This window comes from Micromonospora sp. ATLC16 (assembly GCF_057196645.1).
The window spans coordinates 46,824-61,952 of sequence record NZ_JBXUOW010000034.1 but is presented as its reverse complement, the minus strand read 5'-3'; the positions used below and the strand labels follow the sequence as shown (position 1 = coordinate 61,952).

The following is a 15,129-nucleotide window of genomic DNA, read 5'->3' as shown; positions in this document are numbered from 1 at the left end:
GGCGGTCAGCCGGCGGCGGCCACGGCGGCGGGCGGCGCGTTTGTCGGCCGCGGCGGCGCGTTCGGCGGCTCGGGCGGCGGCGTAGAACTGCTCGGCCTGCTCGTCGGACAGGGCGTTGTCCGGGTAGCAGGTGCTCAGGTACTGCCCGTCGAGGTAGACGTGCACGAACCGGTCGTCGTGCGGCATGTAGCGCAGCCGGACCCGCTGGCCGCGACGCTCGCGCAGCAGCCCGGCCGGGCACACGTTAGACCAGGTTGCGGAAGTGGATGCCGTCGGCCTGCACGGTGCGCCCGGCGTCGGCCAGCAGCAGGTGCCGCAGCTCGTCCTCGGGCATCAGCCGCAGCGGGGTCGGATCCTGCGCCCACGCCTCGGCCGGTGTCCGCCCGCCAATGCCGGTGTGCCCGTGTTCGGTGTTGTACCAGATCACCCAGGCGGTGAACCGGTCGACGAACACGGTCCAGCGCATCGGGAGGTCGGCCGGGTCGGCGCCGCCAGCTGCCGCGTGTTCGTAGCCGGCGCGGGCGGCCGGGCGGTCGTCGAGGGGCCCGGACAGCCGGCCGGACAGCTCGCGGGGGCCTTCGAGGAAGCCGGGCAGCATCGACAGCAGGATCTGGTCGACGCTGCGGTTGGCCCGTTCGATCTTGCCCTTGGCGTTGGGGTGATAGGCCGGCATCACCGCCACCTCGACGCCGAGCGCGTGCGCGGCGTCGCGTACGGAGTCGGCGGCGAACTCCAGGCCGTGGTCCAGGCGCAGCATCCCGGGCACGCCGCAGCCGGGGCCGGTGTCGTCGGGCAGCATCCCCATCCGCAGGGCGGTCAGCACCGTGCCGGCGTGCGGGGTGAGCGCGATCGCCCAGCCGACGATGACCCGGGTGGCGTCGTCGACGAACATCGTCACCCACGGCGAACTCGCCGGGCCGCGCGGTGGCAGGACCATGATCGGCAGGTTCTTGTGGTCGCCCTCCCACACCTGGTTGCGAAACGTGGCAGCCCGGCGCAGGTAGACCAGCTTCGCCCGCCGGGCCCGGTCCCCGCCCGCCGCGGCCGCAGCCTGAGCCGGAGTCAGCTCGGCGGCGAACGCGCGCTGCAGGGTGCGCAGCGACACCGGCTCGGCGCCGGCCCACCCGGCGGCGAACTCGGCGGCAATGGCAAGCCCGGCCGCCGCGCTGCGCCCGGCCAGTACCGCGGCCCGGGCCCGGTGCACCGCGGTCACGTTGCCACGGAAGTCGGTGTACGCCGCCCGGTCGGTCGGCGAAAGCCGGAACCGCTGCTCGGCGGCCGGTACATCGTCGGCCAGGCGCAGCCACACCGCCCGTTCGCTCACGCCGAGCCCGCCCGCGACCAGCCGGACCATCGCGGTGGTGCGCTGTCCTGCCGCGTGGGCCTGGCACAGCTGATGCAGCGCGGCGCTCCACTGCTCGGCGCTGGGCCGTGCCATGTCGTCCTCACCTCCGCACCGTCTCGGGTCAAGATCACCGATACTGGTGGAGATCAGATCGACCACGATGGACGGTGTCAAGCACCGCCGGTGGCCGCCCTGAGTGGCCCGCCGTAGCTTCCAGCGAAAATCAACGATTGGCGTGTGCCACCCGCTTCCGCATGACCCCCGTGGTAGTCATGCGGAAGCGGAGCGCGACACCCCCGAGGCGGATCCAGAACATGGCCTCGAAGTTTGCGGTCAGCCGGCCGGCAGGAACCCTTCCGCGCCGAGCCACGCCTCGCATGCCTGGGCCCAGCGGGCCGTGTGCGGAATGTGGATGGCACCGTGCGCGCCGTAGGCGACTCCGTTCGCCAAGCCGAGGCCGTGCCATCCCCGCGGATAAATGTGCAGCTCCACGGGAATGCCTGCGTCGAACAACGCCCTCGCGTACGCGAGGGCGTTCGGGAACCCCGGCGGGTCCTCGGCGGTGGCCCACAGGAAGGTCGGACAGGTGTCAGCGTCGATGTTGCGAGCCGGTGACAGCTCCTCGCGCAGTTCCATCTGCCCGTCGAGGATCCACTGCACCGGCTCATCCGGCAGTAGGTGCAGATCCGCTGGTGAGTAGGCGAGGACCGCGAAGTCCGGCCGCGGCGGCAGCGCGACCAGCTGTTCCGTCGACAGCACCGTGCCGGTCGCCAGCAGTCCGGCGAGATGCCCGCCGGCGCTCGAGCCGATGACGCCGACGCGCTCACCAACGTCCAATCCATGCTTGCCGCTACGGATCCACTCCAGGGCGGCACGGCCGGACTCCAGCGGTGCAGGGAAGCGGTGGTCGGTCATCAGCGGGTACCGCAGGACGAACGCGTGGAGCCCGATACCGCTCAACCAGCGGGCATAGCCTTCGCCCTCGTGCTCAGTGTGGAATCGGTATCCGCCTCCTGGCAGCACGAGCACTGCCGGTCGCCGGCCGGGAAAACGCTCATCAGCCGGGTAGGAGGTGATGTCGGGTTCGCCGGCGGCGTGGTCGCGCCGTACGCCCGCGGTGTCGGCCCCCACCGCGTCCTGGCGCGCAGTGGTGGTACTGGTCGGGTCGGTGGTCATGTGATCCTTCGCGTCGTTGGTGATAACGACGGAAGCAGCAACAGACAGCCGAGAAACTCGTTTGAGCTACGAGCCGGCGTACAGCACGCCCCACCGGCACGCCGCAAGGTTCACATGCGGCGGCCGAAGCGACATGAGATTCCGGATAGGCTCGACCGGCGAGCGACGCAGATAACGCGCCATAGCTCAGCGGCGGCTGAAGCTGCTGCCTCCATCGTGTCGGCCCATCCGGGGCACGGCACAACCCTACCGATCAATGCCGGCATCGTTCAAGTCCCTTCTGGCAAGGCCTGTAGCTTCAACAAACCATCGTTTTCTGACGATCCCGATCAGACCCCTCGCGGTACCCTCAGGGGCGTCAAAAACTCCGTCAAAAACCGGCGAGTTCAACAACCCACTGGGCACCCTTTTTTGACACCATGAACAGGTGCCAGACGCTCTCGACCCCACCGAACTGCTCGCCCCGGCACCGGCGCATCCCACCGAGATCCGCATCGGCTACGCCCGGGTCTCCACCGGCGGACAGAAACTCGAACGGCAACTCGACGCGCTGCGCGCCGCCGGCTGCCGGCGCATCTTCTCCGAGAAACTTTCCGGCAAGGACGCCGACCGGCCCGAGCTCACCGCCTGCCTCGCATTCATGGCCCCCGGCGACACCCTCGTCGTCCCGGCCCTCGACCGTCTCGGCCGATCCCTGCAAGACCTGATCACCACCGTCACCGAGCTCCGCGGCCGTGACGTCGGCTTCACCTCGCTCTATGAGAACCTCGACACCACCACCCCTGGCGGCCGGCTCGTCTTCCACGTCTTCGCCGCCCTGGCCGAATTCATCCGCGAACTCATCGTCTCCGGCACCCGCGAAGGCCTCGCCGCCGCCCGCGCCCGCGGCCGCGTCGGCGGACGCCCCACCGTTATCAACACCGAGCTGATCCGCTCCGCCCGCGACCTGCTGCCCAACCCCGACGCCAGCGTCGCCTCCATCGCCCGCCTCCTCGGCGTCAGCCCCGGCACCCTCTACAACCACATCCCCGACCTACGCGAGCTACGTGCCGCGGGCCGGGCCCGCATTGAGCTGACCGCATGATCTGCCTACTCCTCGCACGGCGCGGGCAGCCCCGCTCCTCAATGACCTCCGCCGACCACGGCCGTATTGGCCACGAGCGCCCTCATCCGACGAAGTCCATCGTCGACGCCGGCACGCTCACCGGCAGCAGGGGTGGCGCCGCGTGAGCGACCTCGTCAGCCGGACCACCCGCGGGCTCTTCCGGGATCTCATGACGGGGAGCACCGTCGGCGCGATCGGTGCAGCCTTCCAGGACGAGCTCTTCGCACCGAATCCCGACAGCACGTACCAGGACAGCAGCGTTCGGCGTGTCACGACGCAGGAGTACCTCGAAGCCATCGACTGGACCGACATCAACCAGGTCAGCCGGGCGCTGCGCGTGTTCGAGCGCCTCATCCAGGGTTTCGAGCCGCAGTACACGAGCAAGCTTCTCAACTCCCTGCGCCGTGACGGCTACACGGTCGATGAGGAAACAGGCCACATAGCTTCCGGTGGACCACGCTTCGCTCCCTCGTCCCTGCAGAACATCACTGACGCGTCGGCGATCCGCCAGCAACTCACCCGCATCCAGCACGCGGTCCTGGACGACCCCGCCCTCGCCGTAGGCAGCGCCAAGGAACTCGTCGAGAGCACGGCAAAGGTCGTGCTCAAGGAACGCGGTCAGCCGGTCGACGACAAGGACGACCTCCCCGCGCTCGTCCGAAGCGCCCAGCAAGCCCTCGGCCTCCACCCGTCCTCGAAGGCGCCCGGCCCGGACGGCAGCGACGCGATCAAGAAGATCCTTGGCTCCGTTTCGGGTATCGCCATCGGGCTCGCCGAACTTCGCAACCGCGGCTATGGCACCGGTCATGGTCCCGCCACCGCTCCAGTCGGTCTTGGTCCCCGCCACGCTCACCTCGCCGTGAACGCCGCGTTCACCTGGTGCCAACTCATGCTCGACACGCTCGCGGACCCCAAGGCCCCCTGGCGCAAGGAACTGACGTGATCTCAACCGGAAAGGCACTGAAGATCGATGTCGCATCCACTGAAGATCAGACGTCGTTCAACACGATGTTCTTCCAGTGGCGGGCACCGGCCGGCGGCGCCGAACGCTTCCACTCCGCCCTGGTGCCGCACGCCGGCCCGGACAGCCGGGTGTTCCGGGAGACCGTCGCACTCGGTGCCGCGTTGCGGAAGCTCGGCGAGGTCCGGGGCAGCGTCGAGGCGGCCGTGGCGCTGGTGGTCGACGCGGCCAGCGGCTGGGCGCTGCGCCACCCGGGCCTGCCGTCGGCCCTGCCGGACCACCACGACGAACTCGCCGCCGCGCACCGGGCCCTGTATCGCAGCGGGTACGCCAGCGACACGCTCACCCCGGGCGATCCGCTCGACGACTACTGGCTGCTCGTCCTGCCGGCCCTCTACCTGATCGACGACGCCACCGCGGAATGGCTGCGCGGCCACGTCGATGCCGGCGGGCACCTGCTGGCCACCTACCTCAGCGGCGTCGCCGACGAACACGCCCGGGTACGCCTCGGCGGCTACCCCGGCGCACTTCGGGAACTGCTCGGCGCGTACGCCGAGGAGTTCCACCCCCTCGACGCCGTCGACCGCGTCCGACTCGACGACGGCGGGACCGGACGGATCTGGGCCGAGACGCTGCGCCTGACCGGCGCCGACACCGTCGTCTCCTACACCGGGGGCGTACTCGACGCGATGCGGGCCATCACCCGGCACCGGGTCGGCGCCGGCACCGCCTGGTATGTGTCCACCCGTCCCGACGACACCTCCTACCGGCGGCTGCTCGACACCGCCGCCCGGGCGGCCGGCGTCACCACCGTCTGCCCCGACGCACCCGAGGGGGTCGAGGCGGTACGCCGTCGCGACGGCGAGACCAGTTGGCTGTTCCTGCTCAACCACACCGGCCACGAGTTGCGCGTACCCGCGCGTGGAGTGGAACTGCTCACCGCGACGCCGATCGAACGGGCGGTCACCCTGGCGCCCGGTGATGTCGCGGTGCTCCGCGAGCACAAGGATTGATCGGTCGGCTCTGGCTGGCTGATCTCGCATCAGCGCGTCGGGAACGGGCACCCTGCCGCCGCTGGACCTGGCCGCGTTCCGGGGCGCGGTCACCAGCCTCGCCAACTACGTCTTCGGCCAGGTGAGTGCCGTCCTGGACGCACCCGGCGACGAGGAGCGGCGGTACGCCGACCGCAGCGTGGCCCACCTACTGTCGCACCTGCCCACCCGCGCGGTCCTGGAGCAACTGCTGGACGCGGCCATCGGGACGGCACGCCGCTGACCTTGACCGGGCGGCCCAGCCGTTTGCGGTGCGGGGGCTCAGCCGGTGGCGACGGCGGCGCGGGACCGGTCGGCGGCGATCCGCACCGCCATCGCCGCCAGCACCGTGCCCATCAGCATCCGCTGTACGCGCAGCCACAGCGGATGCCGGCCGAGGAAGCCGGCGATGCCACCGGCGGTGAGCACGATCAGCGTGTTCACCGTCAACGCCACGGTGATCTGGGTGAGCCCGAGCAGCAGGCTCTGCCCGGCGACGTTGCCGCGTGCCGGGTCGATGAACTGCGGCAGCAGCGACACGTACAGGATGGCGATCTTCGGGTTGAGCAGGTTGGTGACCAGGCCCATGGTGAACAGCCGCCGGGCCGGATCCGGCGGCAGCGGCGCCGGATCGAACGGTGACTGCCCGCCTGGGCGCAGCGCCTGCCACGCCAGCCACAGCAGGTACGCCGCGCCGGCCAGCTTGACCGCCGTGTACAGCGCCGGCACCAGCACGAACACGGTGGCGATGCCGGCGACCGCCGCACCGAGGTAGACCGCGAAGCCGGCGGCGACCCCGAGCAGCGAGATCAGCCCGGCCCGGCGGCCCTGGGTCACCGACCGCGACACCAGGTAGACCATGTTCGGCCCCGGCGTCAGCACCATCCCGAGGGCGACGAACGCGATGCCGACGATTCCGGCTGTACTGACCATGCCCGTGCCCCCCGTCCCACCGTGTGTCCGAGCCTAGGGCATCGGGGAATGCCGGTCGGGTCCGTGACGCTGCGTCGTCGGGAGATGGTGGTCACGTTACGGTTGGCCGGGGAGGTGACGACGGTGGAGATGCGGTGGGAGGCGTCGGTCGAGGCGCAGATCCGCTCGGCTCAGGAGCGCGGCGAGTTCGACAACCTGCCCGGTGCGGGCAAACCGATCGCCGGCCGGGGCCTGCCCTACGACGAGTCCTGGTGGATCAAGAGTTTCCTGGAGCGCGAACAGCTTCCGACGAACCTGTTGTTGCCCACGCCGCTGCTGCTGCGTCGCCGCATCGAGCAACTTCCCGACGAGGTCCGGGAACTGCCCACCGAGCAGGCGGTGCGGGCGGTCGTGGCCGATCTCAACGCCGAGGTGCTGGCCTGGCTGCGTAACCCGTCCGGGCCACGGGTGGTGGTGCGTCCGGTAAACGTCGACGAGGTGGTGCGCCGCTGGCAGGACGAGCGGCGCAAGGCCGCCCCGTCGTCGCCCGCCGCCGAACCGCCGGTTCCTCGGCGGCGTTCCTGGTTCCGTCGCCGGGCCACGTGATGGCAACGCTGCGTGTCCTGCTCAGCAGGTCCACTGAGCAGGTCGACCACCAACGAGCCGACCGATTCGCCGAGACCGGACAGGACCGACCGTGAACACCGCTCCCAGGAAGCAGTTGCCGATCACCGTCTACAGCCGGCCCGGCTGCCCCTACTGTTACCTGCTGCGCCGCAGCCTCAAGCGTCGCAAGCTCGCCTTCACCGAGGTCGACATCTGGGCCGACCCGGCCGCAGCGGCAGCGGTGCGGGCGGTGGCCGACGGCAACGAAACCGTTCCCACCGTGCACGTCGCCGGGCAGTGGTTGGTCAACCCGCGTGCGGCGTTCGTCGCCACCCTCGCCCGGCCCTGACACCGGGCACCGGTCGGCTCGGCCCGCGTTTCTCGCCGCGCCGCGCATCGTCAGCGCTGGACCGGTTCGTAGTGACGATCTCCGCTACGATTTCGACTGAGTGACAACCCAGGCATAGCAGCCACTGGCAGCCTCGGAGAGGATCGGGATGTCGCAGCAGCGTCCTCGACGCCGGTTCAGCCGGGACCAACTGTTTCTCCTGTACCTCGCCACCGGGTGCACAGCCGGAGTGGTCGGCGCGGTCACCGGTGGGGTCGGGCTGCTGGTGATGTCCGCCCTGAGAGTCGGATGTCGCCCAGCCGGCGGGGATGTGCTGCCCGGGGAAGATATGCAGTGTCCCGACGGCACCGGCAAGGTGCTTCCAGCGCTGGTGCTCGTGGGCCTCGGCTGCCTTGCCGTCCTGGCGGCAGCGGCGGCGCTGATCAGCCGGCGGGCCGACGCAGCGACGATTGCCCGGATGTCCCGGCATTCTATGTGGTTGGCCACCGGGGTGGTGGCGGTCCCGGCTTTGATCTGGGGGGTCAGCTTGGTATCCACCCCCGCTGCCACAGCGAGAGGTTCTTGGGGTGTCGCGGCGAGCGCGTTCGCGGCCACCGTTTTCGTGACGATCCCTCTGATCACGTCGTACGTGTGGCCGGCGCGTACGACCGCCGTGTTGGCCGCGTGTCTGGCGGTCCCCGTCGCCGTCGTGCTGGTCGGCTGGTGGCTGCCGCTACTCGTGCCCATCGGTATGCCGCTAGCCGCCATCTGGCTGATCGCACTGTGGCTGTTGCGAGCAGCCCGACGGGTGAACCCACCAGCCAATCCGACCGTGGTAGATAGTCCTACCCCAGCCGGACGTCGGTCAGTCGGTCATGCGGATCAGGGCGCCTGATGTTGTAGTGCAGGGCCGCATTGGCGGCGGCCTGTTCGAGGGCGTCCATCGCCTGGGACAGTCCGGCCGGCGTCTGCGGCCTGCCTGGCGGCGCGCAGCGGGTCGGAGGCGGCGTGCGTGGTCGGCGAGTCGCGCTCCAACGCCCGGCCACGCAGGAACTCCTCCAGTTCCTTCATCACGTTCGACCCCGCCGGCATCGAGTACACGCGGGCGGGGGTCTACAGCCCCGCTGCACCTGGACCCGGCCGAGGCCGAGGCCGCCGCCCGGCACCTGGACGAGCTGGCGGACCTCGCCGAGTTCAGCCACCGGCCGCCGAAGCTCAGCAAGTGCGGCGGGCGGCGCAGCACCTGGAGCACCTCATCGACGGCGACGCCGACCTGACTCAGGATTAGTTGGTCATCGGGAACGACGAGCTGCCGGTGACCGCGACCTGCTCGCGTTGCTACGCGACAAGCAGCCCACGAGGCCGGCGGCCCGCCGGCACGTCGCCGCGGCGGCCATCGTCCAAGCCAGTGGCGAACCCGGGACGCTGGTGGAGTTCGTCAAGGAGAACCTCACCTTCACCGGCGAGGAATCACCGATGGCCACCCTGCTGCTGTCGGTCATGGGCGCCTTCGCCGAGTTCGAGCGTGCCTCATCCTCGAACGCCAGCGCGAGGGTATCGCCGTGGCCAAACAGCGCGGCGTCTACACCGGCCGCAAACCCGCACTCGCCACAGAGCAGTCCCGGCAGTTGCAGCAGCGCGCCGCGGCCGGCGAACGCAAGTCCGTGCTGGCCAAGGAGTTCGGCATCAGCCGCGAGACCGTGTACGCCTACCTGCGGGCCGAGACTTCCCCAGGCTGAAGCCGTTGCCAGCCCACGGCCCCAAGGCCCCATCCGCACAGCTCACGCCATATCCGTTGGTTTTTCGGCACGGGTGCCGTCTTGGCGCCCTGCTCGCAAATTATCGGATTTCCGTTGACAGAAATACTTTAATTACCGCCCAACAATCGGACATAACGTACGCACATCATAATGACTGTTATTGTGCGTAAGCAGTCAGCCTGGTGTGTTCGGTCGGGTGAGGCCCGTCTGGCTGGGCATAGGATCGGCGGCATGGCGCTGCGGCTTGTTCAGGTGAACTTCAAGGCTCGGGACGAATCAGCGCTCGGCCGGTTCTGGGCGGACGCACTCGGCTGGGGCGTCTCCATCGAGGAGCCCGGCGTGGTCAACGTCGAACCCGTGGACTTCGCCTGGCCGGACCCGAGCGCCGTCTGCATCGACGTCGTCATCGTCCCGGATCCGGAGACGGTGCGCTACCGCGTACACCTCGACCTCGCCACCACCTCTGCGGCCCATCGGGCAGAGTTGGTCGGCCGCCTGATGGATCTCGGCGCGACGCCCGCGGACGTGGGTCAGGGCGACGTCCCGTGGACGGTGCTGGCCGACCCGGAGGGCAACGTGTTCTGCGTGTTGGAGCCTCGGGAGATCTACCGGGACACCGGGCCGATCGCGGCGGTGGTGGTCGACTGCGCGGATCCGCGCGCCATGGCCGGCTTCTGGGGTGAGGCGACCGACTGGACGGTGCACGAGGTGACCGATGACCATGCGCGGTTACGGTCGGCCCAGGGCGTCGGACCGTACCTGGAGTTCCTCCGCACGTCGGGGCCGAGGAGTTGGTGGAGCCGGGTCCACCTGGACCTGAAGCCGTACTCCGGTGATGATCAGGCGGCGGAGGTGGCGCGGCTGGAGGCGCTCGGCGCCACAGCCGTGGACGTGGGTCAGGGCGACGTGTCGTGGCGGTGCCTGGCCGACCCCGAGAGCAACGATTTCTGCGTCCTCGGCCCCGGCTGACGGCGCGTACCCCGCCGGCCGAGCCGCCGCAGGGTCGCCGACCGTCAGCCGCACCGGCACGTCGAGCTACGGCGAGTTGATCCGGACGAAAAGCGGTTGAGCCTCGCCCGGGCCTCACCGTAGATTGCCGACGACCCCGTCGCAGCGAAGACAGAGGACACATCCCCGCGTGACCCCACCTGCTCTCTGCACCTGACACCTTTCCGCACTGGTAGCCGGCGTCCTCGTCGGCCTCGCCGGGCTGCCCTCGCGCGCCCGGTCGTACAGCGCTTGAGGCCGCGCGCAATCGGCCTCGTGTCAGGTCTTCGGAGCAATCGTGTCCGCACCACCTCATGTCGTGCTGCCCTGGGTCGTCCGGCGGACCAGGCTGCCGCTGCTGTCGCTGCGGTGCCTGGACTGCCGGTCGACCTCGGCTACCACCGGCCCCGGCAGGTTCCGCGTCAACGCCAACCACAAGTTGCTGGACGTGTGGCTGCTGGTCCGCTGTGTGTCCTGCGATCGAACCAGCAAACTGACGGTGTACGAGCGAACTCCGGTCAGCTCGTTCGATCCGGTCGAGCTGACCGGTTACCGGGTGAACGACGCGGACCTGGTGGCGTCCAGGCTGCTCGATCCGCAGTTCGCCCGGCGTAACCGGGTCACCCTCGACTGGACCGGAGCCTGGCGGCTGGTGGCCCCGCCGGCAGTGCTCGACGTCGCGTGGCCCGTCCGAGTGGACGTGGCCTTCGACGACCCGGTTCCGGTACGCCCGCAGAAGCTCATCGCGCACGGGCTCGGCCTCAGCAGGAGCGAGGTTCTGCGTCGGATCACGTGCGGCATCTCGCTGCGCCGTCCGACACGCGTGGCGTTCACCTTCACGGTGCTGCCGCCGGATCCGGGCGGCGACCGGAGCCGCTGACCGGTACGTGGCCGGGGCGGGCCGATCGGTGCGCCCCGGCCACACGACGCGCGGCCGGAGATGGTCAGGACGACGCTCGGCCGTACGCCGCACGGGCCTGCGCCACCTCTGCCGCCTGACGCTCACGCCAGCGTTGCTGCGCCAGCCGGTTGCAGGTCCGGCAGACCCGCCGCAGCCGGCCCGTCGGATCGGTCTCCCGTTCGTGCCCGTTGCGGCAGCGTGGACGCTGGGTGCGTTCCCGGCAGGTGTCCGCGTGGCTGAGCTGGCGTAGATGGGTTGGCTCGATGCAGTCCGGCGCCCCGCAGTCGTGGCCGACGTCGAGGGCGGGGTCGTAGCCGCCGACGAATACCACGTACGCCGCAATGTGCGCCCACGCCCGTCCGGCGAGCTTCTGGTGGACGCCGCGCCGGCTGCCGTAGCCGCGCACGATGAGGCATCCGGTGTCGGTCCGCGTCGACCGGCTCAGCAGGTACGCCCGCAGGGTGCCCTCGGTGAAGTGTCGGGACAGACCGTTGACCTGAGACAGCACCGGGTCAGCGTAGGGGCCGGGTACGACGTGGTGCCCCCTGACCACCGGCGGCCGATCATGATGTGTCGGCGCGCCTGATCGTCAACCCGCAGCGTGGCTGAGAGCATTTTTCACATGCGTCCGCACGACACTTCGGTGCAGTACCGCCCATCGGCCTATCCGGCCCTGCCCGACGGTCCGATGGCCGTCACCGACGCATGGTTGCGTAACCGACGGTTGAGCGAACACACCCGCGATGCGTACCGTCGGGACGTCGCCGGCTGGCTGGCCTGGTGCGCCGCCCGGGAACTGGACCCGCTGCGCGCGAACTTCCTGCATGTCAACGAGTACGGGCGGGCGTTGGAGAACAGCGTTTCCGCCCGGACCGGCCGCCCGCTGACCGCGGCGACGGTGGCCCGGAAACTGTCCGCGTTGTCGAGCTGGTACGACTTCCTGGTCAAACTGCGGGCGGTGGAACTCAACCCGGTGGCCGGAGCCGACCGGCCACGGGTCGACCGGGACCACTCGGCCACCGTCGGTCTGGCCCCCGATGAGGTGGACGCGCTGCTCGCGGCGGCCGAGGCCGAGACCGGGCCGACCGCTGCCCGCAGCCGGGCCGCCGTCGCGCTGCTCGCCGACCTGGGACTGCGGGTGGGGGAGTTGGTCTCGCTGAACCTGGACGACCTGGGCGCCGAGCGGGGACACCGCAGCGTGCGCTTCGTCGGCAAGGGCGGACGGTCACGCCGTCGGGCGCTGACTCCGGGCACGGCGTACGCCGTCGACGCGTACCTGGCCGAGCGGGCCGCCGCGCTGCGGGTGGAGGTGGCGGAGTTGACCGGCCCGTTGCTGGTCACCGCCAGCGGCGCCCGCCTCGACCGGCACTCGGTGTTCCGGTTGGTCCGGCGGCTGGCCCGCAGCGCGGGGATCGACGCATGGGCCCGGCTGTCACCGCACTCGCTGCGGCACGCCTTCGCCACCACCGCGCGCTCCGAGGGGGTGCCGCTGGAGGACGTGCAGGACGCGATGGGCCACGCCGATCCGCGCACCACCCGCCGCTACGACCGGGACCGGCACAACCTGGACCGGGATCCGGCGTACGCCATCTGGGCGGCGCGGGCCCGCCGCCGCGGCTGAGCGGCGGAGTCAACCGCGCGCAGTGCGGACGCAGTACACGTCGCCGGAGTTGGCCTCGTGTGGCAGCGCGAGCAGGTGCGCGGCCATCTCCTCGGCATCGACCCAGCGCCCCAGGGTCAGTGACTTGTCGTCGCCGAGGGCCACGTCGAATCCGTCGAAGCCGAGGCCGGAGAGCCGGTCCAGACAGCGCACCGCGACCGCCCGTCCGATCGTGGTGAACTCGAAGGACAGGGCGGGCAGGGGATGACTCAGCCCGGCGAGCACGGCGTCCTCGAAGCCCTCCACGTCGATCTTGACGAAGTTCGGGGTGCCGTGCTCGGCGATCAGCGTGTCGACGGTGGTCACCGGTACCTCGATCTGGCCGTCCCAGACCTGGCCCTCCCAGCCTCCCGCGCCCGCCGCGGCGGTGACGAAGTCGGTGGAGGCGGTGGAGACGGTGGGGTTGGCCGAGTTGACCAGGAAGCCGATCCGCCCGGGTCGGGCACCGCAGGCCGCCTCGACCAGCGTGACCTGGCCGTCGTCGGCGTAGATGGCCCGCAACGCCCGCAGGCACAGCGGTTGCGGCTCGACGGCGATGACCCGGGCACCGAGCCGGCGGAAGCTGCCGATGTGGTCCCCGACGTGCGAGCCGATGTCGAAGACCAGGTCGCCGGGGCCGACGAAGCGGGCGTAGAAGGCGTCCATCGCCGCGTCCCGGTCGGGGTTGCCGTAGTAGACCTCAAGCGATCGGCGCAGGGAGGAGGTGCGCGGGTCGGTCTTGAGGGCCTCGACCGCGGCGGAATGGGTACCCATCGCAGCACCTTAACCCGCACCCCGTACCCATCGTGGCGATCCGCGCGGCCCCCGGTCACCTCCGGTGACAAACCGCGCGGTCCCGGACCACCGATCGGACACGGGCCGGCGATCACGATCATCGCGGCGGCGGCGGTGCCCGTTCACCGGAGACCGGCGGACCCGGCCGATCGCGGTCGTTCTCAGAACGGCGCGGGACCGCTTCCCGTGATCGCCATCCGGCCAGAAGCCCGGACTTGGAAGTTGCGGTCCGGTTCCGCACCGCCACGTCCCCTTTCCCGCACGCCGCGGCGGCCGATCTTCTACCGTCGAGTGGTGTGGGCGCTGCGCAGCCGTGGGACAGACCGGCCCGGCGACGCCAACCGATGCGGGTCGGCCTCGTCGTCGCGGCAGCCGGGACGGCGCTGTGCTGTGTCGGGGTCGCCGGGCTGGGCGCCTGGAACCTGCAACTGGTCACCCAGGCCGCCGCCCCGGTGCGCCAGACCGCTGAGGTGTTCCTGCGCGAGGTCACCACGGGGGACACCGGCAGCGCGTACGAGCGGCTCTGCGCCGACGCCCGCACCCGGTGGAGCGAACTCGGCTTCACCAGCTGGGTACGCACCCCGCCGGTGGTGCGCGACTACGAGATCGTGGACGTTTCCGTGGCCACCAGCGGCGGCCGAGCCCACGGCAAGGTCACCGTACTGCTGACCCGCGACAGCGGCAGCACCGAACAGCGGGACCTGTCGGTGGTACGGGAGGACGGCGGCTGGCGCGTCTGCGGCGACCCGTACTGACACCGCCCCGCCGGTTCGCGGGGCCGGGGAAGGGTTCGCAGCGTTGTGCCGGGGCGTGCGCTCAGGTTCCGGTGGCAGCGCTGCCGGGGCCGAGGTCACCAGCGCGGTGGTGTCGGCGGCAGAGCACCTGGTACCGCACGTCCGCGGTGTCGACGGTGTCGCCGATGACGACCTGCGCGCCCTCGCGGGCCACCCGCCCGTCGGCGACCCGAGCGTTGAGCAGGCCCTCACGGCCGCACCAGCAGAGCACCTCGACCTGGATCCGGGCCACCGAGTCGGCCAGCTCGAACAGCCGCTGCGCCGCCGGGAACAGGCTGGAGCGGAAGTCGGTGGCCAGGCCGAAGGCGTACACGTCGACGTCGTAGCTGTCGACCAGGTCGGCCATCTGCTCCACGTGCTCGACCCCGTAGAAGCTGGCCTCGTCGCAGATCAGGTAGTCCACCCGCACCCCGTCGGCCCAGGCCTCGCGGACCAGGGTCCGCAGGTCCAGCGAGTCGGTCACCTCGATGGCCTCGTGAGCCAGCCCGATGCGGGTGGTCACCTGCGGGCCGAGTGAGCGGTCGATGCGGGTGGTGACCAGTCCCCGGCGGCCCTGCCGGGCATGGTTGTAGTTCATCTGCAGCGCCATCGTGGACTTGCCGCAGTCCATCGGCCCCCAGTAGAACCGCAGCGCGGCGGCGTGTGCCGGTCGCCCGTCGACGCCACGGGCGGCGACGCACCCGGCTGGGCTGTCGCCCGCAGCGGGCAGGGTCGGGCGGGCCAGGCAGGTCGGTACGGCGTCGTCGGTCGTCACGGACCGGCAGCCTAGTGCGGTGCGCTCCCGGCTGG

At 70.7% G+C, this 15,129-nt stretch carries 18 protein-coding genes; 11 read left to right on the top strand and 7 right to left on the bottom strand.

What is annotated here, in order from left to right:
• The 3 genes from AC2CHE_RS16395 to AC2CHE_RS16385 form a co-directional block, all read right to left on the bottom strand.
• Positions 1-243, bottom strand: a 243-nt coding sequence (locus tag AC2CHE_RS16395) for a Mu transposase C-terminal domain-containing protein (RefSeq protein ID WP_484505747.1), incomplete at its 3' end; no start/stop codon positions are given.
• 1 nt (position 244) lies between these two features.
• On the bottom strand, positions 245-1,438 hold the full coding sequence (locus tag AC2CHE_RS16390; RefSeq protein WP_484505746.1) for a Mu transposase C-terminal domain-containing protein: 1,194 nt from the start codon (positions 1,436-1,438) through the stop codon (positions 245-247).
• A 240-nt stretch (positions 1,439-1,678) separates the two neighbouring features.
• Positions 1,679-2,521 (bottom strand): alpha/beta hydrolase, encoded by an 843-nt coding sequence (locus AC2CHE_RS16385; protein ID WP_484505745.1) that lies wholly within the window; start codon positions 2,519-2,521, stop codon positions 1,679-1,681.
• Between the two features lie 427 nt (positions 2,522-2,948).
• Between AC2CHE_RS16385 and AC2CHE_RS16380 the strand changes: the two genes are divergently transcribed.
• The 4 genes from AC2CHE_RS16380 (at position 2,949) to AC2CHE_RS16365 (ending at position 5,862) form a co-directional block, all read left to right on the top strand.
• The gene (locus AC2CHE_RS16380) at positions 2,949-3,605 is read left to right on the top strand and encodes a recombinase family protein (protein WP_484505744.1); all 657 of its coding nucleotides are present in this window, start codon (positions 2,949-2,951) and stop codon (positions 3,603-3,605) included.
• 142 nt (positions 3,606-3,747) lie between these two features.
• Positions 3,748-4,569: an abortive infection family protein gene (locus AC2CHE_RS16375; protein ID WP_484505743.1), complete on the top strand. Its 822-nt coding sequence runs from the start codon at positions 3,748-3,750 to the stop codon at positions 4,567-4,569.
• Positions 4,566-5,600 (top strand): beta-galactosidase, encoded by a 1,035-nt coding sequence (locus tag AC2CHE_RS16370; protein WP_484505742.1) that lies wholly within the window; start codon positions 4,566-4,568, stop codon positions 5,598-5,600. The genes AC2CHE_RS16375 and AC2CHE_RS16370 overlap by 4 nt, the downstream gene beginning before the upstream one ends.
• A gap of 121 nt (positions 5,601-5,721) precedes the next feature.
• Positions 5,722-5,862, top strand: a complete 141-nt coding sequence (locus AC2CHE_RS16365) for a hypothetical protein (RefSeq protein WP_484505741.1) — start codon at positions 5,722-5,724, stop codon at positions 5,860-5,862.
• Between the two features lie 38 nt (positions 5,863-5,900).
• Here AC2CHE_RS16365 and AC2CHE_RS16360 read toward each other — a convergent pair whose 3' ends face one another.
• The gene (locus AC2CHE_RS16360) at positions 5,901-6,551 is read right to left on the bottom strand and encodes a LysE family translocator (RefSeq protein ID WP_484505740.1); all 651 of its coding nucleotides are present in this window, start codon (positions 6,549-6,551) and stop codon (positions 5,901-5,903) included.
• Positions 6,552-6,599: 48 nt separating this feature from the next.
• On the opposite strand from AC2CHE_RS16360, the gene AC2CHE_RS16355 reads away from it, so the two are divergent.
• The 5 genes from AC2CHE_RS16355 to AC2CHE_RS16335 all read left to right on the top strand — a co-directional run bounded on the left by AC2CHE_RS16355 (position 6,600) and on the right by AC2CHE_RS16335 (position 11,091).
• The gene (locus AC2CHE_RS16355; RefSeq protein ID WP_484505739.1) at positions 6,600-7,136 is read left to right on the top strand and encodes a DnaJ family domain-containing protein; all 537 of its coding nucleotides are present in this window, start codon (positions 6,600-6,602) and stop codon (positions 7,134-7,136) included.
• Positions 7,137-7,227: 91 nt separating this feature from the next.
• Positions 7,228-7,485, top strand: a complete 258-nt coding sequence (locus AC2CHE_RS16350; RefSeq protein ID WP_484505738.1) for a glutaredoxin family protein — start codon at positions 7,228-7,230, stop codon at positions 7,483-7,485.
• Positions 7,486-9,026: 1,541 nt separating this feature from the next.
• A complete protein-coding gene (locus AC2CHE_RS16345) occupies positions 9,027-9,203 on the top strand; it encodes a helix-turn-helix domain-containing protein (protein WP_484505737.1) in 177 nt (58 codons plus the stop codon).
• Positions 9,204-9,455: 252 nt separating this feature from the next.
• On the top strand, positions 9,456-10,193 hold the full coding sequence (locus AC2CHE_RS16340; protein WP_484505736.1) for a VOC family protein: 738 nt from the start codon (positions 9,456-9,458) through the stop codon (positions 10,191-10,193).
• A 316-nt stretch (positions 10,194-10,509) separates the two neighbouring features.
• The gene (locus tag AC2CHE_RS16335; RefSeq protein ID WP_484505735.1) at positions 10,510-11,091 is read left to right on the top strand and encodes a DUF1062 domain-containing protein; all 582 of its coding nucleotides are present in this window, start codon (positions 10,510-10,512) and stop codon (positions 11,089-11,091) included.
• 64 nt (positions 11,092-11,155) lie between these two features.
• On the opposite strand, the gene AC2CHE_RS16330 is transcribed toward AC2CHE_RS16335, so the two are convergent.
• Positions 11,156-11,620: an HNH endonuclease gene (locus tag AC2CHE_RS16330; RefSeq protein WP_484505734.1), complete on the bottom strand. Its 465-nt coding sequence runs from the start codon at positions 11,618-11,620 to the stop codon at positions 11,156-11,158.
• A gap of 114 nt (positions 11,621-11,734) precedes the next feature.
• Between AC2CHE_RS16330 and AC2CHE_RS16325 the strand changes: the two genes are divergently transcribed.
• Positions 11,735-12,733 carry a tyrosine-type recombinase/integrase gene (locus AC2CHE_RS16325; RefSeq protein ID WP_484505733.1) on the top strand — a complete coding sequence of 333 codons (999 nt, stop codon included), beginning with the start codon at positions 11,735-11,737 and terminating at the stop codon, positions 12,731-12,733.
• 9 nt (positions 12,734-12,742) lie between these two features.
• On the opposite strand, the gene AC2CHE_RS16320 is transcribed toward AC2CHE_RS16325, so the two are convergent.
• Positions 12,743-13,525 carry an FkbM family methyltransferase gene (locus AC2CHE_RS16320; protein ID WP_484505732.1) on the bottom strand — a complete coding sequence of 261 codons (783 nt, stop codon included), beginning with the start codon at positions 13,523-13,525 and terminating at the stop codon, positions 12,743-12,745.
• A 317-nt stretch (positions 13,526-13,842) separates the two neighbouring features.
• Here AC2CHE_RS16320 and AC2CHE_RS16315 point away from each other — a divergent pair, with 317 nt between their 5' ends.
• The gene (locus AC2CHE_RS16315) at positions 13,843-14,301 is read left to right on the top strand and encodes an Rv0361 family membrane protein (protein ID WP_484505731.1); all 459 of its coding nucleotides are present in this window, start codon (positions 13,843-13,845) and stop codon (positions 14,299-14,301) included.
• Positions 14,302-14,362: 61 nt separating this feature from the next.
• On the opposite strand, the gene AC2CHE_RS16310 is transcribed toward AC2CHE_RS16315, so the two are convergent.
• On the bottom strand, positions 14,363-15,064 hold the full coding sequence (locus tag AC2CHE_RS16310) for a thymidine kinase (RefSeq protein WP_484505748.1): 702 nt from the start codon (positions 15,062-15,064) through the stop codon (positions 14,363-14,365).
• Between the last annotated feature and the right edge of the window lie 65 nt (positions 15,065-15,129).